Here is a 26274-nt window from a genome sequence, read left to right on the forward strand (position 1 = left end):
GTGGGCCCGCGCCGAACGGACATCCATGTCCTGACGGCGCTCTCGCCGCATCCATGCGGCTCGGCCCACTGCGCGTCGTCTGCGTTCAGCCTGCACCCAAGTCGCGATTGGCGGTGACTGAGCCTTTTGCGTAGGAAGATCAAAAGCGCGCTTACGCTTAGTAGGACCGGCTTTAGCCGGAAAGAGGCCAGTGCGGCCACCACCCATTTCACTGGATGCACGCGCTGCTTTTTTGTGGGACCGGCTTTAGCCGGGAAGAGGCCCGCTCAGGCGCTGATATTTGATCGTTCCCACGCTCCAAGTGGGAACGATCAAAAGTGGCCGCGACCTCGACCGTAGGACCGGCTTCAGCCGGGAAGCTTTTGCTTTTGCTTTTGATCTTCTACGCAAGAAGTCCAAACGACACAAAACGCGACTTGGGTGCAGGCTGAACGCAGGTCTCGCGCAGTGGGTCGAGCCGCATGGATGCGGCGAGAGCTGCCCCCCGCCATGGATGGCGGATGGCAGCGGGCCCACGGAGCGGGACCGGAGTGAAGGAACCCCAGGAACGAGGGGCCCAACCAGGAGCAAGCACCCTTGGTTACTTGGGGATGGTGCGACTTTCGACTTTTCCAAGTAACTCGCCGGAGGCGAAACAGTCTGCCCCCAGGCAGACGCTCTTGATCTTGCTTTAGATCGTGATCTGGATCTTGCCAGACGCAAGTCAAACATCTTCTATTCGAATGACCTCGTCGGGAACGTCCTCAAGCTGCCGCACGATCTGATAAATATTCGCCACCGCCAACAGCGTCGTCCGCGGGATGTACTTGCCTGCCTTGACCTTATAAAGCGTCCGCGCCAGCCAGATACTCTGCACCACCGGAATCCCCGCCTTCTTCGCCCGCGCAATCAACGCCAGCGCCTCATCATCCTCACCCTTGCAATGAATCTGCGGCAGCGGCGTCGTGCCCGGCCGGTAATACAACGCCACCGCATAATGCGTCGGATTCACCACCACCATGTCCGCATCCTCCACCGGCTTGGCCGGCGCAGTCGGTGCCTGGTTCAACAACTCATGGGCCAGCTGCCGACGATGCCCCTTCACGTGTGGGTCACCCTCGGCCTGCTTGTACTCCTTCTTGATGTCCTCGTGGCTCATCCGCAGCTTCTTCGCGTGGAAATACTTCTGCAGCGCAAAATCCACCGCGCCGATCACCAGCAGCAACCCCAGCGTCGCCCGCAAAATGTGCCGGAACACCTCCAACAGCGCATGCCAATACGTCGTCAGGTCCGTGCTCGACAGCAAAATCAGCGTGCCCAGCGACGGCTTCACCACCACGTACAGCGTCACGGCGATGGCCGTGGCTTTCAAAACGCTGAGCAGCAAGGTCGTCAGGCTCTGCGCCGAGAACATCTGCTTGGCGTGGGCGAAGGGGTTGAGCTTGTTGAAGTCCAGCTTCAATGCCTTGGGCGCAAACAGGAACCCGATCTGTATCCAGCTGCCCACCAGCCGCATCAGCATTGCGATGCCGACACTGCTCAGGATGAAGCCGATCAACACGCTCGCGCCTTCGCTGGCGACCTGCTCGACGGTGTGCATGAAGGGCTGGCCAACCCCTTTAAACGACAGGTTCAGCAAGTTCAGCAAGCGCGCGACACTTTCGTCCGCCAGGCCCAGGGTCACTTCGCTGACGACCAGCAGCACCAGCAGTTTGCTCAGGTCCTGGCTTTGCCCGACCTGACCCTTTTCGCGGGCGTCGCGCACCTGTTTGGGCGTGGCTTTTTCGGTTTTTTCGCTCACGGCATATGCACCAGTTGACCGAGCAAATGCTTCAGGTCGGCGAGTTGCATGATCTGGCCGTTGCCCAGTTCCAGCAGCGTCGGCAGGTAGATGAGCAGGAACGCGATGCCCGCCATGCTCTTGGCCGGCATGGCCAGGATCGACACGTTCAGTTGCTGCGCGTACAGGCCGATGATCGCCAGCGCGGCCTCGATCAACAGCAGCAAACCAATGAACGGTGCGGCGTAGAGCATCATGTGCTGGAGGGTCTGGTTGAGTTGTTCGAGAAACAGGTCCAGGCCGTCGACCGTCATGCCGGGCAGCCAGGCGGTGGGCGGCCAGACCTGATAGCTGTCCCAGATCACCTGCGTGATCAGCGACAACCCGCCGGACAGGATCACCAGCATGATCAACGTTTCCTGAAACAGCTCGCCCAGCGGCGTCGCGTCAGGCCCCAGCGCCGGGTTCAGCTGACCGCCGCTCAAGGCGCCGCGCTGGCTGTCGAGCAGCGCGCCCACCGAGGCGAACATCCAGAACGGCGCGTACAGCAACAGGCCGAGGAGGGTGCCGAGTACGGCCTCTTTGAGCAGCAGCGCGCCGATGGAAAACCAGTCGTCATTCATCCCCGACAGCGCGCGGCTGATGCTCGGCGCCGGCACCATCGACACCACCAGCACCACCGCGTAACGCAGCGGGCCCTTGAGGTATTTGAAGCAGAACGCCGGCACCAGAATCATGCACGGCAGGATGCGCGCCGCCGCCAGGCCCATGCCCAGCATCAGTTCGAACAGGCCCTGGGCGTCGAAGGGCATCTAGTGCGCGCCGCCGGACCGGGCGATCAGGTCGAAGGCCAGGTTGATGAACTGGATCAACTCGACACCGATCCAGCGCCCGGTCATGGCCAGGGTCAGGCCGACGGCGGCGAGCTTGATGCCGAAGGGCAGGGTCTGGTCCTGGATCTGCATCAACGCCTGCAACAGCGAAGTGATGACGCCGACCAGCACGGCGACCCCCAACGGCGGCGCCGTGAGAATCACCACCAGAAACATGCCCTGCTTGAACAACGCCAGCGCTTCCATCACCGCCTCACATGTACGAGTAGAAAAGGCTGTCGAGCAGGCGCGTCCAGCCTTGCACCAGCACGAACAGCAGCAGTTTGAGCGGCAGCGAAATGGTCATCGGCGAGACCATCTGCATGCCCAGCGCCAGCAGCAGGTTGGAGACGATCAGGTCGATGACGATGAACGGGATGTAGATCAGAAAGCCGATCTGAAAACCGGCCTGCAACTCGGACAGGACGAAGGCGGGGACGGCCAGCAGCAGGTCGCTTTTGCTGGCCTGATCGGCCATGTCCTTGGGCCACATGCGCTGGGTGTTGTCGAGCAGGTGGGCAACGACTTCCGGGTCGGTGTTACGGCTCATGAACCGTTGCAACGGCTCGATGACGGTGTTGGCGCTGGCCTGCAATTTCTCGGTGCTGCCCATCTCCAGCGGGCGGTCGTGAACCCGCTGCTGGATTTCGTGGGCGACGGGGGCCATGACGAACATGGTCGCGGCCAGGGCGATGCCGTACAGCGCCATGTTCGGCGGCACTTGCTGCACGCCGATGGCGTTGCGGGTAATCAGCAGGGTCATGGAGATCTTGAGAAAGGCCGTGCACACGATCAACAGAAACGGAATCAACGACAGGGCGCCGAGGAACAGCGCCAGCATCACCGGGTTCATCCCGTCCATGATCATGGGCGGGACGCCATGCGGGTGATCTGCAGACCGAGCCGTCCCTCGACGCTGACCAGCTCGCCCTCCGCGACGATGCGATCGCCATGGCACAGGGTGGCGAAGCCCGGCGTGACGCCGTTGACCGGTAATACGGTGCCGGCAGCGACGCGGCGCAGGTCGCCGAGGGTCAGTTCGAGGCTGCCGCAGCGCAGGGTCAGGGCCAGCGGCAGTTGATCGAGGGAATCGAGGGAGGGGTGGATTTCTGTTGATTGAGGCTCGTAAGAATCGTCCGCGTAGCCAACGGCGGCGGTTTCATCCTGCCACTCGTTTTCAGTGGATTGATATTCGGGGGCGCCGTGATGTCCAGGGTCCTCAAAAGCTTCCCGGCTGAAGCCGGTCCTACTCTGATCCGGCGCCTGATTCAGCGGTGGCTCAATTGACTCATCGTCGGCAAGATCCTCGATCTCGTCTTCGTACAATTCTTCATTGACCATGTCCCAAGTCTTCCTCGTGGCTGAACCGTACATACAGCTGCTCTGCGCGGCTGTCCGTCTGCACTGCCCATTGCCGACCCGCCAGTTGCAGGCGCCCGCCGCCTTCCTCGTCGAAATGACACAACGACGGCAGCAGCACGTCCCCCGGTTGCAACGACGCCAACTGGTCGAGGCTCAACGACAGCTCGCCCAGCACCAGCGGCTGGCGGATGGGCCAGTCCTGCGCGACGTTCTGCCGGTGTGGCTGCCAGTGGTGGCCGCCGAGCAGTTGCAGCATGACCCGCGCGTCGGCGCAGAGCTGTGCGTGCAACACCTGCGAACCCAGCCGCAGGTGCAATCGGCAGGTCATCGGCGCGGTAGCCGGGCGTTGGTCATCAACAGACAGCGCAGTGATATCGCTGAGTGGCCGCAAGGGGCAAAGCAGTTCCGCCAGTTCTGTACTCATGCGTTGATTCACCAATTGCCAGTACCACGGCTGGTGCTCGCCGCCGAGGGTGACCGGCAGTTCGCCCAGCAAACTCAGTACCGCTTCGGCGTCGCTCAGGGCGAAGGGGCCGATGGCGCTGTCGAACCAGGTCAGCGACGACCTGGTCCCGGCTGAAGCCGGTCCTACGAAGGGCGAGCCATCCCGGTTTGCATCGTCGGCTACCAATCGCAGGGTCAGTTCGCCGCGCTGGCCCTGGGCGGTGTAGCTGCAGCTCACGCCGGCGCCCAGCAAACGCGAGGCCTCGGCGACGTCGGCGCTGACTTCCCGCAGTGTCAGCGGACTGAACGACGGGTTCCCGGCTAAAGCCAGTCCTACAGGGTTCGGGCGGCTGATGTTCAGGGGGTTCACGTCCAATCCAGCCATGTCCACGTTGCTCACGTCCGAATTTATATCCGGGTTCATGTTGCCGCCTCCTCGTGCAACGACAAATCAACGTCACAGCCCAGCGCCTGTTCCAGCGCGCTTTCGCAGTTGCGTTGATGGGGCTGCAAGCGTTTCAGCACGCCCCGTCGGGCGAAACCCAGTTCGATGCTCCACTGGTTGTCGCGCTTGTTGGCGTTGACCTGCACCTTGCCCAGATTGGGCATCAGCAAGGTCAGGCTCAACGGGCCGTCCGGCTGTTGGGGCAGGCGTTGGGCGAGCTCGTCGATGAGCTGCGTCGGCACGCCTTCAGCGGGGAACAACGTGCTGAAACTGCTGCCGGCGAAACCCGATTCGCTTTGATCTTCCGTCACCGGCGGCACCAGCAGTTGGGAAAAAAACATCCCGTCTGCACTCAACGACGCAGGCGAAGCGGATTCATCGCACAGCCGGCGCAGGCGTTCGGCATCGGCGCGACGCACGTTGGGCTGCGGCTGGCGCGTTTCACTTGGGGAAGCCGGAGAGGGCGTACGGGGCGGTTCAGCGCGTTGTTGCGGTTGCGGGCGAGGCGGGTGTTGCACCGGGCTGTTCATGACGATTCACCTTGTTCGTTGAGGGCCTCGGCCAGGCAGGCAAGTTTTTCCACGGCGCGTTGGGATGCTTTCGCCGCGTCTTTTGCCTGAGCGAGGCGCTGCTGTTGTTCCTCGATGCTCAACGCTTGGCGGGCCATGTCCTGGCGGATATAGGCGAGCCGGTCGAGCATGCGGTTTTCCTTCTCGTGCCAGCGTTCGAGGTCGTCCAGCGACATTGCTTTGTTGACGTGGGCGCTGCTCAACACCTGCCGGCGTTCACGCTGGTTATGCCGTTCCTGCGCGTAGGAATCGCGAGTCTGTTGCAGGTGTTCGTGCATCTGCTCCAGGGTTTTCTGCGCCTGCCGCTGCGCCCGTTCGGCGCTGGCCTGGCGATGCTGACGCAAAGGCGTGAGCACGCTGATGACCTGCTCCATGGCGAGGGTTTGCGGATCGACTTCGAGCGCTTCTTCCACGCGACTACTCCGGCAGTTGCGAGGTGAGTTGCATCAGTGCGGCCAGGGTTTCTTGCAGCGGCACCGGCTCGCGCAGGTCCTGGCGCAGAAACGCGTTGATCGGCTCGTTCAGCCGCACGGCGCAATCGGTCACCGGGTCGCTGCCGGGCTGGTATTCGCCCAGGCGCAGGAGCATTTCCACCTGCTTGTACGCGGCCATCAAGCGACGCAACCGGTTGTTCGCCTGCTGGTGCTCGCGTCCGGTGACGTTGCTGATGATCCGGCTGATGCTGGCCTGCACGTCGATGGCCGGGTAATGCCCGCGCTCGGCCAGTTTGCGCGACAGCACGATGTGGCCGTCGAGCAGCGAACGCACCTCGTCGGCGACCGGGTCGTTCATGGAATCCTGTTCGATCAGCACGGTATAGAGCGCCGTGATCGAGCCTTTTTCGCTCATGCCGGCCCGTTCAACCAGGCGCGGCAGCAGGGTGTAGACCGAAGGCGGCAGGCCGCCACGGCCGAGGGGTTCGCCGGCGGCAATACCGATCTCGCGCTGGGCCCGGGCGAACCGGGTCAGGGAGTCGAGCAGCAACAACACCTTCAGGCCGCGCTCGCGAAAGGCTTCGGCGATGGCCGTGGCGGTGAACGCTGCCCGGGCGCGCTCCATGCTGGAACGGTCGGAGGTGGCGCAGACCAGCACCGAGCGCGCGCGCAAGGTGGCGTCCAGTTCGTGGTCGAGAAACTCGCGCAGCTCACGGCCCCGTTCGCCAATCAGGCCGAAGACGATGACGTCGCAGTCCATGTTGCGCGCCAGTTCGGCCATCAAGGTGGTCTTGCCGCAACCGGCGCCGGCGAACAAGCCGACGCGCTGGCCTTCGCCGAGCAGAATCGCGCTGTCGATGGCGCGCACGCCCGTGGGCAATGCCCGGCTGATCCGCGGCCGCTGGGTCGGCGGCAGGGCGTCGGCGATCACCGGCAGGGTCACGCGCCGATCACCCGGCCCGGCGAATGCGCCTTCTGAATCCCCCAGCAGCGGGCGACCGAAACCGTCGAGCACGCTGCCCAGCAAACGGTCATCGACGCCGATGCGGTGGGCCATGCCCAGGGGCCGGATGTGCGCGCCGACCTGAATCCCGTCCGGAGTGCCTAGGGCACTGAGCAACGTGCAGTCGCGGGTGAAACCGACAATTTCCGCGAGCATGGTGCTGCCGTCGGATTTGCTCACTTCACACAAGTCACCGACCTTGGCTGCGGGAATCTGACACTCCAGCAAGATGCCGCTGACGGCGCTGACACGGCCGCTGATTTTCACCGCAGAAAAGCCCTTCAGGCGCTGAAGGTGAGCGGATTTCCATTGATCCAGCGCCGCGTTCACCAGCTCACCTCGTAGTGGCGGTCGCCGTCGAACTGAATGCGGTTGTCATCGATGCGGGTCAGGCGCAGCCCGGCCAGTTCGTCGCCGACGTACAGCCGGCGACCGTCCGCCGTGACCAGGTGGGCGTGGGGCCCGGACATGATCTGCACGATGGTGAACGGCAGGCCACTGGTGCCGGCGGCGACGTTGTCGATCAACGCGACCGGCGTGTCATAGCGGTCCTTGAAACGCTGCAGCATGCGCTGATACACCAGCTGCGATTCCGGCTTGAGATTGCCGCTCAACGCCAGGCCCTCGGGCGTCTGCTCCACGGTGACGTCGCTCAGCAGGCGTTCGCTGAGCATGGTGTTGAGCTGGCGTTTGACGTCATCGACGCTGGTCAGCCGGATGCGCTTGCTGGTGGGCTGCCCGGCGGTTTTGTCCTTCGTGGTCGAACGCTTTACGGGCTGCACGTCTTGTTTGGCGAGCTGCTGCGCTGGCGTACTGATTGCCATCGCGTCGGACGAAGGCGTCCCGCTGCGGCTCAGGCTCCAGGCGCTGCCGGCAATGCCCAGCAACAGGCCGATGACGACGCCGGTGGTGCGGTTGAAGAAGCGTGAGCGCGACTCGACCTTCTCCAGCGGCGCGCTGGCCGGCGCTTCGGTCTGTGCCGTCTGTTCGGACTGCGCTTGAGGAATCACCGCCGGCAGCGAAGGCCAGGGGTCCTCGGCCGGGGACACGCACAACCACACCGCACCCAGCACAAAAGCGGTGTTGGGGGTGAGCAGGGTGCTCCCGTGAAGGTGGCCCTCTTCATCGGCAACGGCGCCGTCGGCCGCGTCGAGCCGCCAGTCTTCGCCCTGGCGTTGCAGGCGGCAGTGGAGCTGCTCGACGCCGGGATCGTGCAGCGCCAGATCCTGATCGGCGTCAGCGCCAATGCCCCATTGCTCACCCACCAGCGGCAGCGCGGCGCCCTGGTGCAGGCCGGTCAATACGCGTAATTCAAACATGTGACGCTCTCCAGGCACTCAAGCGGCGTACTCGTTATCCAGCGCGTGCGGGTCGTCTTCGTGATCGCTCTCGAAGTCGTCTTCCAGGTCGAAGCGCCCCAGCACCTTGACCTGCGCCGCGTTGCTGATCTCGGCAAACGACAGCACCGGCACGTGATAGAACTCCTCCTGCAGCAGGGTGCGCAGCGGGCTGCGCAAATCCTGGGCGACCAGCAACACCGCGCGCTGGGCGCTGCGCAGGGGGAAGGCGATGTGCAGCTGCTGTACCAGCAACTGGCTGGTTTCGTTGTCCAGCGCGAAGAAGGTTTCGGTCTGGGTCTGGCGCAGGCCGTCGCGCAGAATGCCTTCGCTTTCCGGCGTCAGCACCCAGACCAGCAAGCCCTCGGGGCCGGAATACTGGTGGTAGATCTGCGACTTCAGGGCGATGCGCACGTAGTCGGCGAGCACCGTGACTTCACGCTCGTGCTGTCCGTGCTCGATCAGGGTTTCGGCGATCACCCGGATCGCCCGCAGCGGCACGCACTCCGAGGCCAGGCGTTGCAGCACCGCCGAGAAGCGCGCCAGTGGCAGCACGCGCTGCATTTCCTGGGCAAGCTCCGGCTGCTCCGATTCCAGCCAGCCGAGGATCGCCTTGGTTTCCTGCAGGCCGATGAACTGCGGCCCGCACGACTGCAGCGCGCGTTCCATGCGCTCAATGATCAGCGTGGTCGCGTCGATGCGCTCGACGTCCCCATGCTGCAATTGCGGCGAATCGGTCGGCAGCCACAACCACTGAGCTTCTTCGCGCTCAACGCTGCCGTGCACGGCCGATTCCAGCGAGGCCGACTCCGGCAAGCCTTCTACCGAGCGCGCGTCCACCGCGACGTGGGTCTGGCTGAGCGTGGCCCGAAGCAGCGGCACTTCGTAAACCGAAAAACGAAACTCGTCCGGAGGCAGCAGCTCGCTGGTTTCGATGATGAAGGAGGGCAGGGTCAGGCCGTATTGCACCACCAGCCGGTTGCGTCGCTGACGGATTTCGCTGACCAGCGCTTCGATCTGCGCCGGGTTCTGGCTGGGGTGAAAATGCAGCACGAACTGGCGGCTGGGAGAGAAGGTGCGCAGGTCTTCGCGGCCGTTCATTTCCGGCGCGACGGCCACGGCCTGGGCAAGCTCGGCCTTGGGCTTGGCGCGGTGCAGCTGGAGCAGGCCGCCGACCCCGCAGATGATCGAGATGACCACGAACACCGCCGTCGGCATGCCCGGTAGTGCGGCGAATCCCAGCATGGCCACCGCCGCGATGATCCACGCCTTGGGCTGGCTGGTGATCTGCTCGGCGATCTCTCGGCCGATGTTGGCTTCGACGCCGTTTTCGCCGCTGGGCACGCGGGTGATGATCATGCCGCAGGTGACCGAAATCAGCAGCGCCGGGATCTGCGCGATCAGGCCGTCGCCGATGGTCAGCACGGTGTAGACCTGCAAGGCGTCGCCGGCGGTCATGTTGTGCTGCACCACGCCGATTGCGATGCCGCCGATCATGTTGATCGCGACGATGATCAGGCTGGCGATGGCATCGCCGTTGACGAACTTCATGGCCCCGTCCATGGCGCCGAACAGCTGGCTTTCCTTGCCCAGTTCGGCGCGGCGTTTGCGCGCTTCGTGGACGCTGATCAGGTTGGCGCGCAGGTCACTGTCGATGGACATCTGCTTGCCGGGCATCGCGTCGAGGGTGAACCGCGCGCCGACTTCCGCCACCCGCTCCGAGCCCTTGGTGATCACCAGAAAGTTGACCACGGTGAGGATCAGGAAGATCACCAGGCCCACCGCCAGATTGCCGCCGACCACGAACTGGCCGAACGCTTCGACGATGTGCCCGGCGTCCTGGTTGAGCAGGATCAGGCGCGTGGTGGAAATCGACAGCGCCAGCCGAAACATCGTCGTCAGCAGCAGCACCGCCGGAAACGTCGAGAACGCCAACGGGCGCGGCAGGTGCATCGCCAGCATGATCAACAGGCACGAGATGCAGATGTTGATGGCGATCAGCACGTCCACCAGCCCGGTGGGCAGCGGCGTGATCATCATGAACACGATGGCGATGACCACGAACGCACCGACGATTTCCGAGCGGCGCATGGCGGCGTGCGCGATCGAATTGAGCAGGTTAATGACACGATCCATCAGGCGAGGCCCCCCTGGAGCTGGTTCTGTTCCTGCCGAGTCAGTTCGGCCATGAGAATGAGCAGGTTGCCCAAGGCGTTCTGGCGGCTTTTCAGGTCGCGCCAGAGCAGAATCGGCAGCTGTTGCAGCATGGGCCGCAGCCCGTTGAGAAACGCCAGTTGATGCTTGAGCTGCTTGCCGCCGATGTGTTGCGTCAGTTGCAGGGTTTCGCCCAGGTTCATGCCCTTGCCCGACAGCGCCAGCAGGTGTTTGAGAAAGGCCGCTGCATCCACTTGCAGCGCGGGGTTCTTGTTGCGCATGCGGCCGAGCAGATGCTCGCAACTGCGCAGCAGGGTGGTGACGTGCCGGGCAGTGTTCAGGCCGTGCATCAAGGTGCGCAGTTGCTGCGGCGACGTAGACGGCGTGAGCGATGAAAGATCGTCGGCGAGGGCGCTGCGCATGTCCCGCAGGTTCAGCTCGAATTCGCCGGGTTCTTCCTGCTCGTTGATCAGCGCGTCGATCAGCCCGGTGATGTTCTGCTGCCCGGCCACCGCCACGCTGTAGAGGTTGCGCAGGGCACCGCGGCGCTTTTCCGAGGTCGGCCGGGAAAACGCCTTGGCGCTGTTGATGCCCGCGCGGGTGCGTTTGCCGTATTGACGGCGCAGTTGCTTGAGCTGCTGGCTCAGCACCACGTGTTCGCCCATTTCGCCGTCGGCCTGGGCCTGCTTTCTCGCTGCTTGCAGCATCACATGGGCCTTGGCCGGGTCGCCGTCTGTGTAACTCAGAATCTGCGCGAGGCTCGACGCGTTCTGCTTTTGCAGCTGCTTGCGCAGGTTACGCGCGGCATCGTCGAGGCCTTTGTCCTGACTGCCCATCAACAGCTGATACAGCTCGCCCAGTTTCACCGCCCGCGATTGCAGGGCGTTCCCGCTGGCGAGCAGCTCCCGCTGGCTGAGGCTGCGGCTCTGCTGAACCAGCGCCGACGCGAAGCGCGCGACCTGTTGCGGTGAGGTGCCGTTGACGTTCGGCGGATTGACATGCAGCGGCGCGGGCGCCTGCGTTTTTGCCGGCGTGATCGCAGGGGGTTGCAATGCCTGTGGGGCAACGGGGGCGGCGATCTTCATAAGTCGGCTCTGGATGGCTCGGTTCGGGGCCTGGTCATGGGTCCTGAGTGGAGCGCGGCGGCAAACGGTTCCATCTATTTGTGCGCAGATGTGGGAGCAGACCGATCTGTGCCAAATCTCGTCCGAGAAACAGCGTGTTCGCGCAAAGATTTGCACAGTGCTGTGCCTGAAGATTTATTTATTCATTTAAATTCAATGGCCTATGGGTTTTTGAAGGGTGGCACGCATATCGCTATAGGGCTAATACACTCAAAACAAGGAAGAGCCCTGATGTTTTCCAACCTTGCGATTCTCGACATTGACTCCCCAGTGCGCCGTCCCGCCCAAGGGATACGTCACCTGACCAGTGATCAGATCAAGATGATTCGCGGCTTCATTCAGAAGCGGGTCATGAACCCGGAAGATGTCGACGACATTCTGCAGAGCACCTTTCTGGAAGCGCTGCGCAGCGAACACAAGTTTCAACACGCGAGCAAACCCCAGACCTGGCTGTGTGGTATCGCGCTCAACCTGATCCGCAACCACTTCCGCAAAATGTATCGCCAGCCGTACCAGGAAAGCTGGGAAGACCACACCCATTCCGAACCCGATAGCCATGGCGACATCGGCCATCAGGTCGACGGCCATCGTCAGTTGATGCAGGCCGTCAGGGCGATCGGCACGCTGCCGTCGAACATGCAGCGGGTGATTGAGGTGTCGCTGGAAATGGACGGCAATTATCAGGAAACCGCGTCGTCCCTCGGCGTGCCGATCGGCACCGTTCGCTCACGCCTGTCCCGGGCGAGGGAACAACTCAAGCGGCAGATGGACCCGTTCGCCTGAGTGCCGAGTGGGACTGACGGAACGCGGACTTTGTGGGACCGGCTTCAGCCGGGAATGCGTCGGGCGTCACGCCGCAGGGTTGATGGTGTTCACAAAGGCCAGTTCCCGGCTAAAGCCGGTCCTACGCAAAGCATTGCGCGTATCCAGTGAGACTGGCTGCCCGCTCGGTGGTTGGGAAACAAACTGCAACATTTATCGGAACCGACGCGGCGCATCAGCCACACAGTCGCTATCCCTCATGCCCGGATGACGACTTCATGCGTATCTCAAGCACACCCTACAACGGCGTTGCCCCTCAACCCGCCGGCGCCGATGCCGCCCTGGGATCGCCGCTGACCGACCCCAAATCGGCGCTGTTGCTGAAGGGCGGTGTCGATCCGAATGTGCGCTTCGGCGCCTCGACCCAGCCGTCCCCGGCGAACGGTGCATTTGCCGGCAGTAGCCCGTCAGGCAAGGCTCAAAGCACTGAACAGCAGCTGCTTTCATTGCTGAACCAGCTCACTCAGCTCTTCAAAGGCCAGGCGCAATCGTCGCCCGAGTCCGCCACCTCGTCGCCCGATGCCCCCGCGCAGAATGCGCCCACCGGCGGTGCGGTTCCCACAGGCAACCCGCAGCCTGTGGCTCAGGTCAACGCCGCAGCCCCCGCAGCCCCCGTCGAGGCGGCGAAACCCGCCGAAGAGCCGAAATCCACCGAAGCAGCGTTTCTCGATGACTCGAAATACTCGTCGCCCAAGGAGCTTGAGCGTTGGGCGCCAATGGTCGCCAACCTGCCGGCGGATCAACGCGATCAGGCCGCCAAAGAGCTGAACCGGCCCATCGCCGCTGCACGCATGGCCGCGGAAAAAGGCCCGGACGCGGCCAAGGCCATGGACTTCATCAACGCCAACCCGTCGCTGAAAACGGCGGTCGATACCGGCAAGCACGGCGGCAAAGCGGACGGCAAGATCACCGACGGCGACCTCAAGGCCTTTGCCAAGAACATGCAGAAAGCCGCCGACAGCGCGGACAAGGACATCTCCAACTACCAGAAAGACCATCCGGACGCCGACCCTCAATCCCTGGAAATGGTCCGCAGCGCTGCGATGATGCGGGCCAACGAACCCCTGACGAAAGCCGCCGACCCCAAGCATGCGCTGGGCGCCGACGGCAAAACCAAGGTCGACGGCCTGACCAGCGCCGACGGTCTCAAGGCGATTCAGAACGACAACCCCGGCCTGGGCGGGCCCTTGAAGCAGGCAGCGAAAACCTGGTCGCAGCCCGGCTTTCTCACCCAGATCGATCAGGGTGGCCTGAGCGGTCGCTCGCTGGCGGCTCACAGCCCGGATAAGTTGTTCAATGCCAAGAACATCAGCGACTGGATCAAGAAGCAGGCCCCCACCAACGGCGGCGAATTTGCCAGCGTGCTCAGCGATGCGGCCACGCTCAACTCAGTTGCCAACGTCGATATCTCCAAACTGGGCAAAGACGTCTTCGACAACCCGTCGGCCTACAGCGGCGAGCAGAAAGCCGCAGTCATGGTCAAGCTGCAACAGACCCAGCAGAGCGTCGTCGCCGGCCAGGACCTGCGCAAGACCGGCAAGACCGAAGATGCGCTGAACGAAAAGATCGGCCAATTACAGGCCGATCCCGACGTGCAGGCATTTCTCGACAAACAGATACCGCAGCAGTCGCGGGCGCTGGTCGACAGTACGCCGTCGTTGCAGGAAGCCGTCACCCGGCAGATGCAGAGGGTCAACAGTGGCGAGGCCCTGCAAGCGGACCTGAGCACGGCCGACAAGGCCACCAAAAAAGACAAGCCGAACGCCGATTACAGCAGCGCCCTGGGCGGGTTGTCGGCGCAGTTGCAGATGCAGAAAGACCTGCTCGGCGACGACGCGAACGTGCCGACCGAGCAGCAGGTACTCGGCCAGCGGCCTGATCTGCAGGGCAAGATTCAGGATTCGTACGTGCGCAACTTCAGTGAAGGCGGCGCTGTCAGGCAGTTGCTCGATCAGAAGAAAGCCGATGGCGAAGAGGCGCTGCAGACCGCCGACGCGCAGAAGGCCGCCTACGACAGCGTCCTGCCGAACACCTTCGTGCAGAGCCAGCAATCGCGCTATGTGGATTCGACCTTCCACCATCTGGAAGACACCAAGAGTGGTCGCAAGGTGCTGGAAAACGCCAAGGGCGACAAAGACCATGCGCCATCGATGGCGGCTCAAGTGGCCTCAAACATGGGGCCTTCAGCGCTGCGCTCGGTAGCAGGCTTTGCCTCGGTCTCGGACATGCTCGCCCGCGGCGACAAGACCGATGCCGCCAAGACGATTTACGACAGTACCAAGTCAGGCCTTTCGGCCGCCAAGACCGGTTATGACGCCGTGGCCAAATCCGCCGGACGTGCGGGGCTGGGCGAGGTGGCGGCGAAAGTCGGCGGACGCGTTGCCGGCATGGTCGTGGGTGAAGCAGCGGGCCTGGCGGCCGGTGCGGCCATTGGCGCATCCATTCCGGTGGTCGGCTGGATCGCCGACGCGGCCATGGCCCTGGGTTTCGGCATCTCCGCCATCATCGAAGCCGTCAAGAAGCACAAAGCCCAGAAGGCCTTCGATCACAACGTCGACCCGGTCCTCGATCAGTTCGGCATCCCCAAAGCCCATTGATGTTTCCTGACCCGAAAGAGGTAAGTGATCATGAGTATCGGTATTTCCCAGAATCAGCCATTGAGCAATCCCGCCGCCCACGCGGATTTTTCGTCCCTGAGCGGCAAGCCTGGCCAGAGCAATTCGCTGGGCGGTGGCGGCGGTGCCGGTCAGGCCCTCGACGCCAGCTCGATTCTCTTTGCCCATGCCGGGCAGTCCCAGGTCAACTTCGGATCGCCTGGAAACCAGGACACGAAAACCGACGCCGCCAACCCCCTCGCCAGCGGTGCGGATCAGAATGGCATTGCCCAGCAGCTCATGGCGTTACTCCTGCAGTTGATGCAAATGCTGATGCAGAACAACCCCAATCAAACCGGTAATCCCGCTGCGCAGAACAATGCGGTGACTGGCGGCGGCGGGGGAGGCGGTGGTGGCGCGACCGAGGGGGCTGGCGGCGGGGGCGGCGCTGCGCAAGGGGCGGGCGGTGGTGCAGAAGGCGCAGGTGCCGGCACGGGTGCTGCTCAAGCCGCCGCTTCGCCTGCCGCCAGCACTGGCGCGGTGTCGAGCGACACCTCCCTCAGCGGCTCGGGGGATTTGCACTTGCCGCCCCAGCTTGAAGACTACCGCAAGGACATCATGGAGGCCTCAAGCGCCACCGGCGTGCCGCCGAGCATTCTGGCCGGGCAGATCTGGGCCGAGTCACGAGGTCAGTTGGGCCAGGACACCACCAACGTCAACGGCAAGACCGATGCCGGCGTGATGCAGGTCAACGCCGACACCTTCGCCGCCCTCAAGCGAGACAACCCCAAAGAGCTCGGCAACGCCGACGTCAACAACGCCCACGACAACATCATGGCCGGCGCGCTGTACATGCGCGACCAGAAGAAGGAGTTCGGTGACTGGGATTCGGCACTGCGTGCCTACAACTCGGGCCCGGACAAGGTCAACAAAGGCAACCTCGCGGACGCCGGCGGCATAGGCGATCCGAAGTACGTCGAGAACGTCATGAACTTCGCAAAAATCATCGAAAGCGGTCAGGGGCAATTGCCGGCCTGATCTTTGGCGTGAGTCCAAGGGGGAGCGGGGCGGGCGCGCGTCGCATTCTTCTCAATGCGAGAGTTCGTGAAAAAAGATGGCCTCATGTTGTAGATATCCAGGCAGGATTGCCCTGCCTGGAATCATGCTTCATTGATTGCGAGTGACCCGCCACACGGTGTTCGCCAGGTCGTCGGCGATGATCAGTGCGCCGCGAGGGTCCACGGTGACGCCGACTGGCCGGCCGCGGGTTTTGCCGTCGGCACCCCGAAAGCCGGTCGCGAAGTCAATCGGCGCACCGTTCGGACGGCCATTGCTGAAGGGTACGAACACGACTTTGTAGCCCACCGGATTCTCCCGGTTCCAACTGCCGTGTTCGCCGATGAACACCCCTTCGGCGTACTTGTCGCCCATCGCCGGGATGGAAAAATCCACGCCCAGCGCAGCGGCGTGGGACCCGAGGCTGTAGTCGGGTTTGATGGCGGCAGCGACCATTTTCGGGTTCTGCGGCTGGGCCCGCGTGTCGACGTTCTGACCCCAATAGCTGTAGGGCCACCCATAAAACCCGCCCTCGCGAACAGAGGTCAGGTAATCCGGTACCAGATCGGGGCCCAGTTCATCGCGCTCATTGACGACTGCCCATAACTGTCCGGTTTTCGGCTGGATGGTCAGCGCCGTCGGGTTACGGATGCCGGTCGCATACGCCTTATGAGCCCCGGTCTCGGCATCGACCTGCCAGACCCGCGCTCGGTCGAGTTCGACCTCCATGCCGCGCTCGGTCACGTTGCTGTTCGAACCGATGCCGACGTACAAGGTGCGCCCGTCATCGCTGACGGCCAGTGACTTGGTCCAGTGGTGGTTAATTTCAGCGGGAAGGTCGGTGACCTTGATCGGCGGGCCGCTGGCCTTGGTCTGACCCTCTGCATAATCGAAACGCACCAGTTCGTCCTGGTTGGCCACGTACAGTTTGCCGTTCGCAAACGCCAGGCCGTAGGGCGCGTTAAGGTTCTCCGCGAACACCGTCTTCGTCTCGTAGACGCCGTCACCGTCAGCATCGCGCAGCAAGGTCAGACGGTTGCCGCCTTTGACCTTGGTGTTGCCTTGGGCCTTGATGTACCCCGCGATCACGTCCTTGGGTTTGAGCTTCGCGGCGCTTCCGCCACGGCCTTCAGCGACGAGAATATCGCCGTTGGGCAGCACGAGGGTCTGGCGAGGAATCTTCAGGTCGGCGGCGATGGCCGTCACGCTGTAACCCTCAGGGACTGTCGGCTTTTGATCGCCCCACAAGACCGGTTCTGCAATCTTCATGTTGGGCAAAAGGCCGCGCTGGGGGGCCGGGATCTTCGGATCAGGCCCCAGGGCCTGGGTGGCATCCCCTCCGTCACCGCAGCCGCTTAACAGCAGCGCCATGCTGATCGCGGTCAGTTTGATCGAGTGGCTCATTGTTCTTCTCCCGAACGGATGCTGGTGAGTCCCAGCCACGCCGTCACGCCAATCAACAGCGTGGTCAGTGCGGAGAGAATGAGGCCCGACGGCATGGTGGCGAAGGCATCCTTGGCGTGTTCGAAGGCGTTGACGAGCCCCAGTGCCCAGGTCACCACCAACAACACGAGGTACACCACAGGGCGCCCGGCTTTGCGATCGGCCCGGATCAGATTGACCAGCGCGAACAGTACGGCGAGTCCGCAGAACACCAGGCCCCCGGCGATAAGCCAGGAGGCGAAGTTGCTCCACTGAATCTGGTACGTCTGAAAGTAGGTGATGTCGCTCAGCAATGCGCCGAGAAACAGCGGGACGGTGCCGGCCAGCAATATTGCGTGCAGCGGACCTGGCGGGCTTCGGTAATCAAGATGGGTAGTAGTGTTCAAAACGGCTCCCTATTTTACTGATGCTTACGCTGTGCAGATGAACTGACCCATCAGGGCCGCGCAGGGTGCGCATGGTTTGGGATCAACTCCCAAGGAACATAGTTCACCGCATTTAGGCGTCATGCATATGCAGTTACAACTGCCGTTCTGGTGGCCCGCTGAGGTGAACCGAACGTTACCCGTACGGCCACTGATGCTTAGCGATACGGCCGTCCCGCGCCAAACGCCTCATCGACCCGCGCCAGCTGCTCGGCGGTCAAGGTGCCGGCGTAGTAATGCAGCTTGATCCAGGCCATCAGGTACTCATATCGAGTCTTCGCCAGGTCCTGACGGGTGCTGTAAAGCTGTTGTTGCGCATTCAGTTCGTCCAGGTTGACCCGCTCGCCCCCCTTGATGCTGTATTGCGTAGACACCACCAATGCCTCCGCCGACGCCAACGCCTTGTCGTAAGCGCGAATCTTCCGTACGCCCGTAGCGCAAGCGTTGAACTGGCGGCGCAACTGGATCAGCGTCTCACGGGTTTTGCCCTCAAGGTCATACTCGGCTTGCTCCAGGCTACGACTGGCCTGGCGGCTGGAGGCGCTGACGCCACCCCCGGCGTACAGCGGCAGGCTGATTTCAAGGCCAATGGTGTTGGTGTCGTAACGCTGGTTGTAGGTGTTGCCGCTGTCGGATTCCATGCTGCGCACCGTGGCGTAGGCGTTGAGCTTGGGCAGATGCCCGGCGACGTTGCGTTTCACCTCCTGGTGCGCGACTTCCAGCAGCTGGCGCTGGGAGGCGAGGTCGGCGTTCTCACTCAAGGCGATGGCGTTCCACGCCTCGTACGTGGTGGGCGTCAGGGCCAGGAAGTTGAACGGCGTCCGCAGGGGCGCCAGCTCGTCGATGCGCACCTCGGCCACGCCGATCAAGGCCCCCAGCTCACGCAACGCAGCGTCTTGCTCATTCTGCGCTTCGATTTCCTCGGCACCGGCCAGTTCGTAACGGGATTCGGCTTCCAGGATGTCGGTTCGGGTGCCTTCGCCCTGATCGAACATCTGTCGGTTTTGCTCGAACTGCCGCTCGAACGCTTTCTTCTTTGCCTCGGCAATCTCGATCTGGTCGCGACTGAACAGCGCCTGGCTGTAAGCGGACAACACCCGCACCAACAACTCCTGACTCTTGCCTCGAAAGGCCTGGTCGGCAAACAACGCCTGTGCCACGCCCTTGCGATAGTTGGCGTAGGCCTCGTAGTCGATGATCGGCTGCTGCACGCTCAGGGTTGAACCGAAACTGTTGTAGTGACGGTCCTCGCGGGAGCTGGGGCGATCGTCGCTTTTGTACGTGGCCCTGGAGTCGTTGCGTCCCTTGTTGTAATTCCAGGCCACTTGAGGCAACAGCCCGGCACGGCCGATATTCCGATTCTCCAGCCCCGCGTCACGCTCCTTCATGGCGCCGAGAAAGACCGGGTCGTTACGCAAGGCCTGCTCATAAACGTCAAACAAACCCATTGCCTGGGCCTGCATGTTGGCGCTGATCCACAGCAGCGCTGCCAGCCAGATTTTCATGTACCGAAACATCCTATTCCTCGGTCAGTGCCATGCCTGCGCGATCCATCAAAGGCTTGAACAGGTAATTGAGAAGAGAGCGCTCGCCGGTGCGGACGAACATCTGCGCCGGCATGCCGGGTTTGATCACCAAGCCCTTGAGTGTGGCCAGCGCTTGGTCGGTGACAGTGCTGCGCACGATGTAATAGGGCTGGCCACTGCGCTCGTCGAGTAACTGGTCGGCGGAAATCAGGCTCACCGTGGCGTTCACCCGTGGCGTACGGCTCTGATTGAACGCGGTGAAGAGCACATCCACCGGCAGCTGTTCGGCCACCTTGTCGACCATGTTCACCGGGAGGTGGCCTTCGATCTCAAGGCCCTCGCCCTGGGGCACGATTTCCAACAGCGATTCACCGGCATGCACCACCGCGCCTTCGGTGTGCACCGAGAGGTTCACGGCGATGCCATCGGCCGGGGCGTTGATTTCACTGTGGGTCAGACTGAATTGTGCCGAGGCCAGTTGCTGGCTCAGCGTGATGCTTTTCAGCTCGGCATCGGCCAGTTGCCCGCGCACCTCCTTTTGGTACTCCTCGACACCTTGCTGCAGGCTCAGCCGCGATTGCTCGATCTGCTGAGCAACCCGGCCCGTGTCACCGGTGTTCTGTGCCAGATCGCGTTGCACCTGGGACAGTTGCCGGTCGTAGTCCATTAAGCGGTTGCGGGCGATGTAGCCGCGCTCGGCCAGCGGCCGTAGGTTTTCCAGTTGCTGGCGCAATGACTCGGCCTGGGCTTGAAGGTCATTGCGCGCCTGGCGCATGCCGGCGAGTTGGGCAACGCCACCTTCGATGCTTGCATGGATGCCTGCCTGGGATCGCTGAAACGCCTGGTGACGGCTGCTGAACAACTGCCGCTGGCCTTCCAGCACGCCGAGCAGCTGTGCAGACGCTTTTTGTAACAGGGCCTCGGGAAAGCGCACCTGCACACTGCCGTCGCGTTCGGCCTGGAGCCTGGCAATGCTGGCCAGGGCCAGTTCGTACTGGGCGCGCAACGATTGCACGTCGGCCTGGACCTGGGTGTGGTCCAGCTGGAACAGCGGTTGGCCCTGATGCACCACTTGGCCCTCGCGCACCAGGATGCGACTGACCACTCCGCTGTCCACCGACTGCACCGCTTTGCGCTTGCCCGAGACCACCACGGTGCCAGGCACAGCGATGCCTTGGTCGAGCGGGGCAAGTGCAGCCCAGAGGAAAAAGCTCCCGGCACCGAGCAGGGCCAGCCACCAGCCTGCGCTGACGAAAAACTGTGCGCTGCGTTCGGGTTTAAGGACGTGTTCATTCATGGCGCTGACCTCCTTGCTGCGCGCCGAGCTGGCGACTGGTACTGACCCCTTGCATCCCGTGCGGCCGTTCAGGCGCAGGCGGAGCTCCGGAGAGCGCCCTCAAGACATCACCCGCGGGACCGAACAATTGCAGACGTCCATCGTTGAGCACCAGCAGGCGGTCTGCCTGATTCAGTACGGCTGAGCCATGGGTAATCAGAATCACCGTGCAACCGCGGGCCTTGAGCTGCGCGATGGCAGCGGCCAGTGCGGCCTCGCCGTTGCTGTCGAGGTTGGAGTTGGGCTCGTCGAGCACCACCAGTTTCGGCTCGCCGTACAGCGCACGGGCCAGCGCCACGCGCTGCTTCTGACCGCCGGACAACCCGGAGCCGCCGTCGCCCAATTGCGTGTCATAGCCTTGGGGCAGACGCAGGATCATTTCGTGCACCCCTGCCAGTCGTGCGGCGGTCACCACCTGGTGCGGATCGGCGTCGGTAAAGCGTGCGATGTTGTCGGCGATGCTGCCGCTGAACAGTTCGATGTCCTGGGGCAGATAACCGACATGGGCGCCCAGCGCGTTGCGGTCCCAGCGGTGCAGCTCTGCACCGTCCAGACGCACCACCCCGGCGAGGGGTTGCCAGACCCCGATCAACACCCGGGCCAAGGTTGATTTGCCGGAGCCGGATGCACCCAGCACCCCCAGGGTTTCTCCGGCATTCACGGTGAAACTCAGTTGCTGCAGCGTCACGGTGGTCCGCCCCGGTGGCGCGGCGCTGATTTGCTCGACACTGATGTGCCCGGTGGGAGCGGGCAGGGGCATGGGCGCTGTACGCTCGGGATGGGCGATCAGCAGGGCGTCGAGCCGCTGCCAGGCCAGCCGCGCGGAACTCCACTGTTTCCAGACCGCGATGAGCTGATCAATCGGGGCCAGCGCACGACCCATCAGGATGGAGCCGGCGATCATCATGCCGCCGCTCATCTGGCCTTCGATGACCAGCAGTGCACCCAGCCCCAGCACCAGCGATTGCAGGCACAAACGCAGGCATTTGCTGAACGAACCGATCAGCGCGCCGATGTCGCTCGCGCGGTTTTGCCGCTCCAGAAAACGGCTGTGCAAGGCGAACCAGCGCTGGCGCAACGGCACCAGCATGCCCATGGCCTGGATCGCTTCGGCATTGTTCAGGTGGCTGCCGGACAACTGGCTCGATGCCACGGAAAAGTGCCCGGCCTGGGCCAGCGGCTTGCGGGTCAGCGTTTCATTCAGCCAGGCGAGGGCGATCAGTGCCAGCGCACCCACCGTGGCAAACACGCCCAGCCAGGGGTTGAACAGAAAGATAACCGCCAGGTAGATGGGGAACCACGGCGCATCGAAGAAGGCGAACAATGCCGGGCCGGTGGCGAACTGCCGGACCAGGGTCAAATCGCCCAGCGCCTGTGCGGCATTGCCTTCGCCCTGGCTGAGGTTGCGTTCGAAAGCCACCTGGTACACCTGTAGGTTCAGGCGCCGCTCCATATCGCTGCCGATACGGATCACCACAAAGCTGCGTATGGCTTCCATGAGCCCGATGAACATGAAAAAGGCGACAACCATCACGGTCAGCATCGCCAGTGTGGTTTCGTTTTGCGATGACAGCACCCGGTCGTAAACCTGCAGCATGTAGACCGAGGGCACCAGCATTAACACGTTGATCAGCGCGGTGAAGGCGCCGATGCTGAGCAGGATGCCTTTATAGGCCTTGAGCGTGGCCCACATGGGCGCGCGCGGCAGGGGGCTTGGCCGGCCTTGGGTCATGGGGGTTCATCCTTGAAAAAGAGTCAGGAGCGTGGGGTGGCGCTGGCGGGTTCGCGTTGCAGCAAGAGGGTGCGGCCATCGGGCAGTTGGGCCATGTACAACCCTTCTCGCTGGCGACCCATGTGCACCAGGAGTTCGTCGTGGTCGTCGACCAGCGCGATGCCATCAGGCGTCGGGTACCAGGTTGCCGCTGTGCCGCCCAGCCAGTGACCGGCGCAGGCCAGATCCCCGGCGAGCCGTCCGTCCTGTTCCTGCAGAATCAACGTGCAGGGTTTCTGCGCATCGTCCTTGGGGTAAAACTGCCAGGGACCGGCCAGTTCGGCGGGGCTCGCGAGACGTAGGCTGCTGGCCATGAGGGGTGCTCCGCTTAAGGTGAAAAGCGTCGTGAACAGACACGCCGCGGTCTTCCAATTCATTGATCTGCTCCGGGTATAGGGACGGCGCTCGCACGCCGCCCCCTCAGGCTTAAACCACGATGTCAGTCGTGGCGGCCTGGCCTACGGTGTTCACCATGAAATCGGCCGCACGGTCGCCCGTGAGGTCGATCGACAAGGTGCTGCCAGTGCTGATCTGGGACAGCATGGCCTGACCTGCCGTACCGCTGAACGCACTGACGAACGTCAGCGGGATGTGGCTTGTCGCAAACTCCGGCATGGCCGACAGATCGATTTTGTCCTGACCGCTGACAAAGTCCATGAGCTGATCCGGCGCCGACGGCCGTGAGTCGCTGCTGGCCGCGAATACAAACGTATCCGCGCCCGTACCACCCCACAGTTTATCGGCACCGCCGCCACCGAAGATGATGTCGTTGCCGGCACCACCACGGAGTTCGTTGGCTGCGCTGTTGCCAATGATCAGGTCATTGCCCGAGCCGCCGATGGCGTTCTCGATGACCACACCTTTGGCAATGGACACGTTGCCCACCAGGCCGCCGACATCCGAAAACGAAGCCTCGTTGAGGTTGATTTTCTGGCTGCTGGTGTAGCCGGAGAAGTCCAGAGTGTCCTTGCCACCGCCATCCCATACCGCGAACACCAGCTTGGACGACGAGGACGTCGCCGAGTAGTAGTCACGATCTGCTGTGGAGTTGAAGCCGTAGGTAGTGTCTGCGGCACGTGTCGCGAGATTGGCACCGTACAGCTTTTGTACGGCGGCAATATCGTCGAGCAAGGGTGCCGAGGCGTAAGCCCCTTTGGCGTTCTGCCCGGTGTTGGTTTCGCTCCAGTAGCTCATCACGCTGTAGCCGCGAGTGTCCTGGGCATAGGTGGCATCGGCATAGGTCGGGTTGCCGTTGCCGGCGTTGTAATCGCCGGGGTGCGACAGGCCCAGGGTATGGCCGATTTCGTGGGTCAGGGTCTGGCGCCCGTAGTTGCTGGTGCCAGGGTTGGCGTTGACCTGATAGCTGTTGTTGATCATGTACCAGGACTGACCTGCATACGAGCCGCTATCAGGGAGGTAGGCAAACGCCGCGCCGCCGTTGTCACCGCTGTAGTTGCCGAACGTCATGTGCCCGTCACCGCCGGAATTGGCTTGGGTGAAGGTGACTTTCGCGACATCGGCCCAGGACTGCATCGACAGCTTGGCCTGGGATTGTTGCAGCGCCGAAAAGGCGCTGAACGTGCCCAGGGTGCGATCGAAATCGGCGGGTCGGCTGGTCAGGAAGGTGTAGGTCAACTCGATGGTGCCGCTCTTGTTCGAGTCTGCCCATGCGGCATGGTCGCGCAAGATGTAGTCGGCTGCCTTGTCCACCGTGTACGACGGTTTTCCGTTGATCGGGTTTCCGCCTCGATCGTATTGGTGGCTGAACGTGTTGATCTGGTTGTAGGCAGAGCTTGGACCCTGCGGCGTGACGCCGAGGGCATTGAGTTTAAGTTTCGACATTCAGACATATCCTTGTCTGCGTGAAAAAAAACGACCGAATGACCTCAGGTGCGAGGTCATCCAATCACTCGCTTGGTGCATGAAGCGAGGAAAAATTGGCACAGGGTTGGGACGATCGTCCAGCGATTTAGTTAAAAATGTATCAAGATTTCTCAAATATGTAACAAATTCGACAAACATTTGCCATCAAGTGACACGCTGGCGTTACACATGAGGCGGGGTAGGAGGGTTGCAAGCTCAGCGAGACCGCTTTGTTCGTGATGGCACATTGGGGGTGGTTGAACCGGTCTTTCCCTGACAGTTTTGAAGGGGAAAATGAGTGAGGGGCGGCCAGGCCTCTGTTGGTCTGAACTTTGCTACAGCCCTGTTACAGGCGGCCTTGATCACCGAAAATTGGCGCGAAGGCACTCCTGACATCACCTTTCGTTTTGAATCGGCATGCGCCACGACGCGCACGCCCAGGAGCCGGCCATGAGTACTCTCTCGGAAATTGCAGCAAACCTCCTGAAACGCGAAGACAGTCCCGAGATATCCGCTGCACAGGCTGGCCCCCGTGGGCCGATGGGCTGGGAACAACTGATGATGCTCTCGAAAGAGAAAGACATAGTGAAGTGGCAAGCCGCATTGTCCCGCCTCATCGCCGACAACCCGGGCCAGCGTCGGGTGACCGTGATGCGCGTGATTCAGGGCGGACTGTCCTGACATAACCCGGGTTGTCGCTGATCCGCTTGTCGACGCAATGTCTGGCAAGCGGCTCCCCTTGCGTCAAGTGGGACCGGCTTTAGCCGGGAACAGGTACTCGGTAGGTGCAGATCGGCCGAGGTGTCCGTTAGGCGCTATTGATCGACTTATTGGCGTTAGTCGGCAAGTGCATTGCGCGCTAAAGTGACGGGCATGTTCCTGGCACCTTCGGATGACGCAGATGACCCGCCCCCGCTTTCTCCCCGACAACTTCACCCTCATGCTGATCACCGTGGTGATCATCGCCAGCTTCCTGCCGGCCACCGGGCAAGTGGCCGTTGGCTTCGGCTGGCTGACCAACATTGCCATTGCGCTGCTGTTCTTTCTCCACGGTGCGAAACTGTCCCGCGAATCGATCATCGCCGGGGCAGGGCACTGGCGCCTGCACCTGCTGGTATTCGGGCTGACATTCGTCCTGTTTCCCTTGCTCGGTCTGGCACTCAAACCCGTGCTGTCGCCCCTGATTGGCAAGGACCTGTACATGGGCATCCTGTACCTGTGTGCGCTGCCCGCGACGGTACAGTCGGCGATTGCCTTCACCTCACTGGCGCGCGGCAATATTCCGGCGGCGATCTGCAGCGCGGCGGCCTCCAGCCTGTTCGGGATATTCCTGACGCCGCTGCTGGTCACGCTGTTGCTGAACGTTCACGGCGAAGGCGGCTCGACCTTCGATGCGATCATCAAGATCAGCGTGCAGTTGCTGCTGCCGTTCATTGCCGGCCAGATCATGCGGCGCTGGATTGGCGCCTGGGTCGGACGCAACAAGAACTGGCTGAAATTCGTCGATCAAGGCTCGATCCTGCTGGTGGTCTACGGCGCGTTCAGTGAAGCGGTCAACGAAGGCATCTGGCAGAAAACACCGATCTGGGACCTGGCCGGGCTGGTAGGAGTGTGCTGCCTGCTGCTGACACTGGTGCTCGTGGCTGCGACCCTGCTGTCCAAGCTGTTCGGCTTCAATCAGGAAGATCGCATCACCATCCTGTTCTGCGGCTCGAAGAAAAGCCTGGCCACCGGCGTGCCGATGGCCCAGGTGCTGTTTGCGGGAAGCACGATTGGGTTGCTGATCTTGCCGCTGATGCTGTTTCACCAGATTCAGCTGATGGTGTGCGCGGTCGTGGCTCAGCGGTATGCGAAGCGGACGGAGCCGGTGGTGGAGTTGATGGCGCAGGTTGATCCTTAAGGGTGTTGATTCTTTGACTGACTCAACTAAGAAGC

The 26274-nt window shown here is 62.6% G+C and carries 24 protein-coding genes; 5 read left to right on the top strand and 19 right to left on the bottom strand.

The window, feature by feature from the left end; all coding sequences use genetic code 11:
* Positions 1-703 precede the first annotated feature (703 nt).
* The 12 genes from sctU to sctW are packed head-to-tail and all read right to left on the bottom strand — an operon-like array spanning position 704 to position 11464.
* A complete protein-coding gene (gene sctU, locus SLW74_RS15915; protein WP_410929458.1) occupies positions 704-1780 on the bottom strand; it encodes a type III secretion system export apparatus subunit SctU in 1077 nt (358 codons plus the stop codon).
* Positions 1777-2571, bottom strand: coding sequence for a type III secretion system export apparatus subunit SctT (gene sctT, locus SLW74_RS15920; RefSeq protein ID WP_065989230.1), 795 nt, complete (start codon positions 2569-2571; stop codon positions 1777-1779). Before sctT ends, sctU begins: the two co-directional genes overlap by 4 nt.
* The gene (gene sctS / locus SLW74_RS15925; protein WP_065989232.1) at positions 2572-2838 is read right to left on the bottom strand and encodes a type III secretion system export apparatus subunit SctS; all 267 of its coding nucleotides are present in this window, start codon (positions 2836-2838) and stop codon (positions 2572-2574) included. It abuts the gene before it with no gap.
* Positions 2839-2845: 7 nt separating this feature from the next.
* Complete coding sequence (gene sctR, locus SLW74_RS15930; RefSeq protein WP_065989234.1) at positions 2846-3499, bottom strand: type III secretion system export apparatus subunit SctR; 654 nt, start codon at positions 3497-3499, stop codon at positions 2846-2848.
* The gene (locus SLW74_RS15935; protein WP_369319403.1) at positions 3496-3972 is read right to left on the bottom strand and encodes a FliM/FliN family flagellar motor switch protein; all 477 of its coding nucleotides are present in this window, start codon (positions 3970-3972) and stop codon (positions 3496-3498) included. The genes sctR and SLW74_RS15935 overlap by 4 nt, the downstream gene beginning before the upstream one ends.
* Positions 3962-4861, bottom strand: a complete 900-nt coding sequence (locus SLW74_RS15940) for a type III secretion system protein (RefSeq protein WP_410929459.1) — start codon at positions 4859-4861, stop codon at positions 3962-3964. Before SLW74_RS15940 ends, SLW74_RS15935 begins: the two co-directional genes overlap by 11 nt.
* The gene (locus SLW74_RS15945; protein WP_410929460.1) at positions 4858-5412 is read right to left on the bottom strand and encodes a type III secretion system HrpP C-terminal domain-containing protein; all 555 of its coding nucleotides are present in this window, start codon (positions 5410-5412) and stop codon (positions 4858-4860) included. Before SLW74_RS15945 ends, SLW74_RS15940 begins: the two co-directional genes overlap by 4 nt.
* The gene (locus tag SLW74_RS15950; protein ID WP_192134510.1) at positions 5409-5864 is read right to left on the bottom strand and encodes a YscO family type III secretion system apparatus protein; all 456 of its coding nucleotides are present in this window, start codon (positions 5862-5864) and stop codon (positions 5409-5411) included. The genes SLW74_RS15945 and SLW74_RS15950 overlap by 4 nt, the downstream gene beginning before the upstream one ends.
* Positions 5865-5868: 4 nt before the next feature.
* On the bottom strand, positions 5869-7218 hold the full coding sequence (locus SLW74_RS15955; RefSeq protein WP_410929461.1) for a FliI/YscN family ATPase: 1350 nt from the start codon (positions 7216-7218) through the stop codon (positions 5869-5871).
* Positions 7215-8207, bottom strand: coding sequence for a type III secretion system inner membrane ring subunit SctD (sctD, locus tag SLW74_RS15960; RefSeq protein ID WP_410929462.1), 993 nt, complete (start codon positions 8205-8207; stop codon positions 7215-7217). Before sctD ends, SLW74_RS15955 begins: the two co-directional genes overlap by 4 nt.
* 18 nt (positions 8208-8225) lie before the next feature.
* Complete coding sequence (gene sctV, locus SLW74_RS15965) at positions 8226-10361, bottom strand: type III secretion system export apparatus subunit SctV (RefSeq protein ID WP_296313206.1); 2136 nt, start codon at positions 10359-10361, stop codon at positions 8226-8228.
* Positions 10361-11464, bottom strand: coding sequence for a type III secretion system gatekeeper subunit SctW (gene sctW, locus SLW74_RS15970; protein ID WP_366927161.1), 1104 nt, complete (start codon positions 11462-11464; stop codon positions 10361-10363). Before sctW ends, sctV begins: the two co-directional genes overlap by 1 nt.
* 270 nt (positions 11465-11734) lie before the next feature.
* On the opposite strand from sctW, the gene SLW74_RS15975 reads away from it, so the two are divergent.
* The 3 genes from SLW74_RS15975 (at position 11735) to SLW74_RS15985 (ending at position 15957) form a co-directional block, all read left to right on the top strand.
* Complete coding sequence (locus SLW74_RS15975; RefSeq protein ID WP_410929463.1) at positions 11735-12286, top strand: RNA polymerase sigma factor; 552 nt, start codon at positions 11735-11737, stop codon at positions 12284-12286.
* 257 nt (positions 12287-12543) lie between these two features.
* Positions 12544-14922 carry a type III effector HrpK domain-containing protein gene (locus SLW74_RS15980; protein ID WP_410929464.1) on the top strand — a complete coding sequence of 793 codons (2379 nt, stop codon included), beginning with the start codon at positions 12544-12546 and terminating at the stop codon, positions 14920-14922.
* A 171-nt stretch (positions 14923-15093) separates the two neighbouring features.
* Entirely contained in the window at positions 15094-15957 is an 864-nt protein-coding gene (locus SLW74_RS15985) for a lytic transglycosylase domain-containing protein (protein WP_065989680.1), read from the top strand.
* 129 nt (positions 15958-16086) lie between these two features.
* Here the strand turns inward: SLW74_RS15985 and SLW74_RS15990 are convergent, their stop codons facing one another.
* From SLW74_RS15990 to SLW74_RS16020, 7 genes are all read right to left on the bottom strand, one after another.
* Complete coding sequence (locus SLW74_RS15990; RefSeq protein WP_410929465.1) at positions 16087-17379, bottom strand: PQQ-dependent sugar dehydrogenase; 1293 nt, start codon at positions 17377-17379, stop codon at positions 16087-16089.
* Positions 17376-17804, bottom strand: coding sequence for a DUF2231 domain-containing protein (locus SLW74_RS15995; protein WP_410929466.1), 429 nt, complete (start codon positions 17802-17804; stop codon positions 17376-17378). Before SLW74_RS15995 ends, SLW74_RS15990 begins: the two co-directional genes overlap by 4 nt.
* Positions 17805-18001: 197 nt before the next feature.
* Positions 18002-19348 (bottom strand): TolC family outer membrane protein, encoded by a 1347-nt coding sequence (locus tag SLW74_RS16000; RefSeq protein WP_296310035.1) that lies wholly within the window; start codon positions 19346-19348, stop codon positions 18002-18004.
* A 13-nt stretch (positions 19349-19361) separates the two neighbouring features.
* Complete coding sequence (locus SLW74_RS16005; RefSeq protein ID WP_410929467.1) at positions 19362-20666, bottom strand: HlyD family type I secretion periplasmic adaptor subunit; 1305 nt, start codon at positions 20664-20666, stop codon at positions 19362-19364.
* Complete coding sequence (locus SLW74_RS16010) at positions 20659-22437, bottom strand: type I secretion system permease/ATPase (protein ID WP_410929468.1); 1779 nt, start codon at positions 22435-22437, stop codon at positions 20659-20661. Before SLW74_RS16010 ends, SLW74_RS16005 begins: the two co-directional genes overlap by 8 nt.
* 23 nt (positions 22438-22460) lie before the next feature.
* Positions 22461-22790, bottom strand: coding sequence for an AprI/Inh family metalloprotease inhibitor (locus SLW74_RS16015; protein ID WP_083233121.1), 330 nt, complete (start codon positions 22788-22790; stop codon positions 22461-22463).
* Positions 22791-22902: 112 nt separating this feature from the next.
* Positions 22903-24318, bottom strand: a complete 1416-nt coding sequence (locus SLW74_RS16020) for a serralysin family metalloprotease (protein WP_065989262.1) — start codon at positions 24316-24318, stop codon at positions 22903-22905.
* 471 nt (positions 24319-24789) lie between these two features.
* On the opposite strand from SLW74_RS16020, the gene SLW74_RS16025 reads away from it, so the two are divergent.
* Both SLW74_RS16025 and SLW74_RS16030 read left to right on the top strand, forming a co-directional pair.
* Positions 24790-25020: a hypothetical protein gene (locus tag SLW74_RS16025; protein WP_369319413.1), complete on the top strand. Its 231-nt coding sequence runs from the start codon at positions 24790-24792 to the stop codon at positions 25018-25020.
* Positions 25021-25240: 220 nt separating this feature from the next.
* Positions 25241-26239, top strand: a complete 999-nt coding sequence (locus tag SLW74_RS16030; RefSeq protein ID WP_410929469.1) for a bile acid:sodium symporter family protein — start codon at positions 25241-25243, stop codon at positions 26237-26239.
* Positions 26240-26274: the final 35 nt, after the last annotated feature.

The organism is Pseudomonas sp. W5-36 (assembly GCF_046540455.1).
In the GTDB taxonomy this organism is placed as follows: Bacteria; Pseudomonadota; Gammaproteobacteria; order Pseudomonadales; family Pseudomonadaceae; genus Aquipseudomonas; species Aquipseudomonas graminis_B.

Excerpts from the sequence above, each read along its gene's own strand:
- sctV (WP_296313206.1), bottom strand. The coding sequence starts at position 10,361 with ATGGATCGTGTCATTAACCTGCTCAATTCGATCGCGCACGCCGCCATG.
- SLW74_RS16030 (WP_410929469.1), top strand. The coding sequence starts at position 25,241 with ATGACCCGCCCCCGCTTTCTCCCCGACAACTTCACCCTCATGCTGATC.
- sctT (WP_065989230.1), bottom strand. The coding sequence starts at position 2,571 with ATGCCCTTCGACGCCCAGGGCCTGTTCGAACTGATGCTGGGCATGGGC.
- SLW74_RS15935 (WP_369319403.1), bottom strand. The coding sequence starts at position 3,972 with ATGGTCAATGAAGAATTGTACGAAGACGAGATCGAGGATCTTGCCGAC.
- SLW74_RS15980 (WP_410929464.1), top strand. The coding sequence starts at position 12,544 with ATGCGTATCTCAAGCACACCCTACAACGGCGTTGCCCCTCAACCCGCC.
- SLW74_RS16020 (WP_065989262.1), bottom strand. The coding sequence starts at position 24,318 with ATGTCGAAACTTAAACTCAATGCCCTCGGCGTCACGCCGCAGGGTCCA.
- SLW74_RS15940 (WP_410929459.1), bottom strand. The coding sequence starts at position 4,861 with ATGAACCCGGATATAAATTCGGACGTGAGCAACGTGGACATGGCTGGA.
- SLW74_RS16015 (WP_083233121.1), bottom strand. The coding sequence starts at position 22,790 with ATGGCCAGCAGCCTACGTCTCGCGAGCCCCGCCGAACTGGCCGGTCCC.
- SLW74_RS16025 (WP_369319413.1), top strand. The coding sequence starts at position 24,790 with ATGAGTACTCTCTCGGAAATTGCAGCAAACCTCCTGAAACGCGAAGAC.
- SLW74_RS16000 (WP_296310035.1), bottom strand. The coding sequence starts at position 19,348 with ATGAAAATCTGGCTGGCAGCGCTGCTGTGGATCAGCGCCAACATGCAG.
- sctR (WP_065989234.1), bottom strand. The coding sequence starts at position 3,499 with ATGATCATGGACGGGATGAACCCGGTGATGCTGGCGCTGTTCCTCGGC.
- SLW74_RS15975 (WP_410929463.1), top strand. The coding sequence starts at position 11,735 with ATGTTTTCCAACCTTGCGATTCTCGACATTGACTCCCCAGTGCGCCGT.
- SLW74_RS16010 (WP_410929468.1), bottom strand. The coding sequence starts at position 22,437 with ATGACCCAAGGCCGGCCAAGCCCCCTGCCGCGCGCGCCCATGTGGGCC.
- sctD (WP_410929462.1), bottom strand. The coding sequence starts at position 8,207 with ATGTTTGAATTACGCGTATTGACCGGCCTGCACCAGGGCGCCGCGCTG.
- sctW (WP_366927161.1), bottom strand. The coding sequence starts at position 11,464 with ATGAAGATCGCCGCCCCCGTTGCCCCACAGGCATTGCAACCCCCTGCG.
- SLW74_RS16005 (WP_410929467.1), bottom strand. The coding sequence starts at position 20,666 with ATGAATGAACACGTCCTTAAACCCGAACGCAGCGCACAGTTTTTCGTC.
- SLW74_RS15945 (WP_410929460.1), bottom strand. The coding sequence starts at position 5,412 with ATGAACAGCCCGGTGCAACACCCGCCTCGCCCGCAACCGCAACAACGC.
- SLW74_RS15990 (WP_410929465.1), bottom strand. The coding sequence starts at position 17,379 with ATGAGCCACTCGATCAAACTGACCGCGATCAGCATGGCGCTGCTGTTA.
- sctS (WP_065989232.1), bottom strand. The coding sequence starts at position 2,838 with ATGGAAGCGCTGGCGTTGTTCAAGCAGGGCATGTTTCTGGTGGTGATT.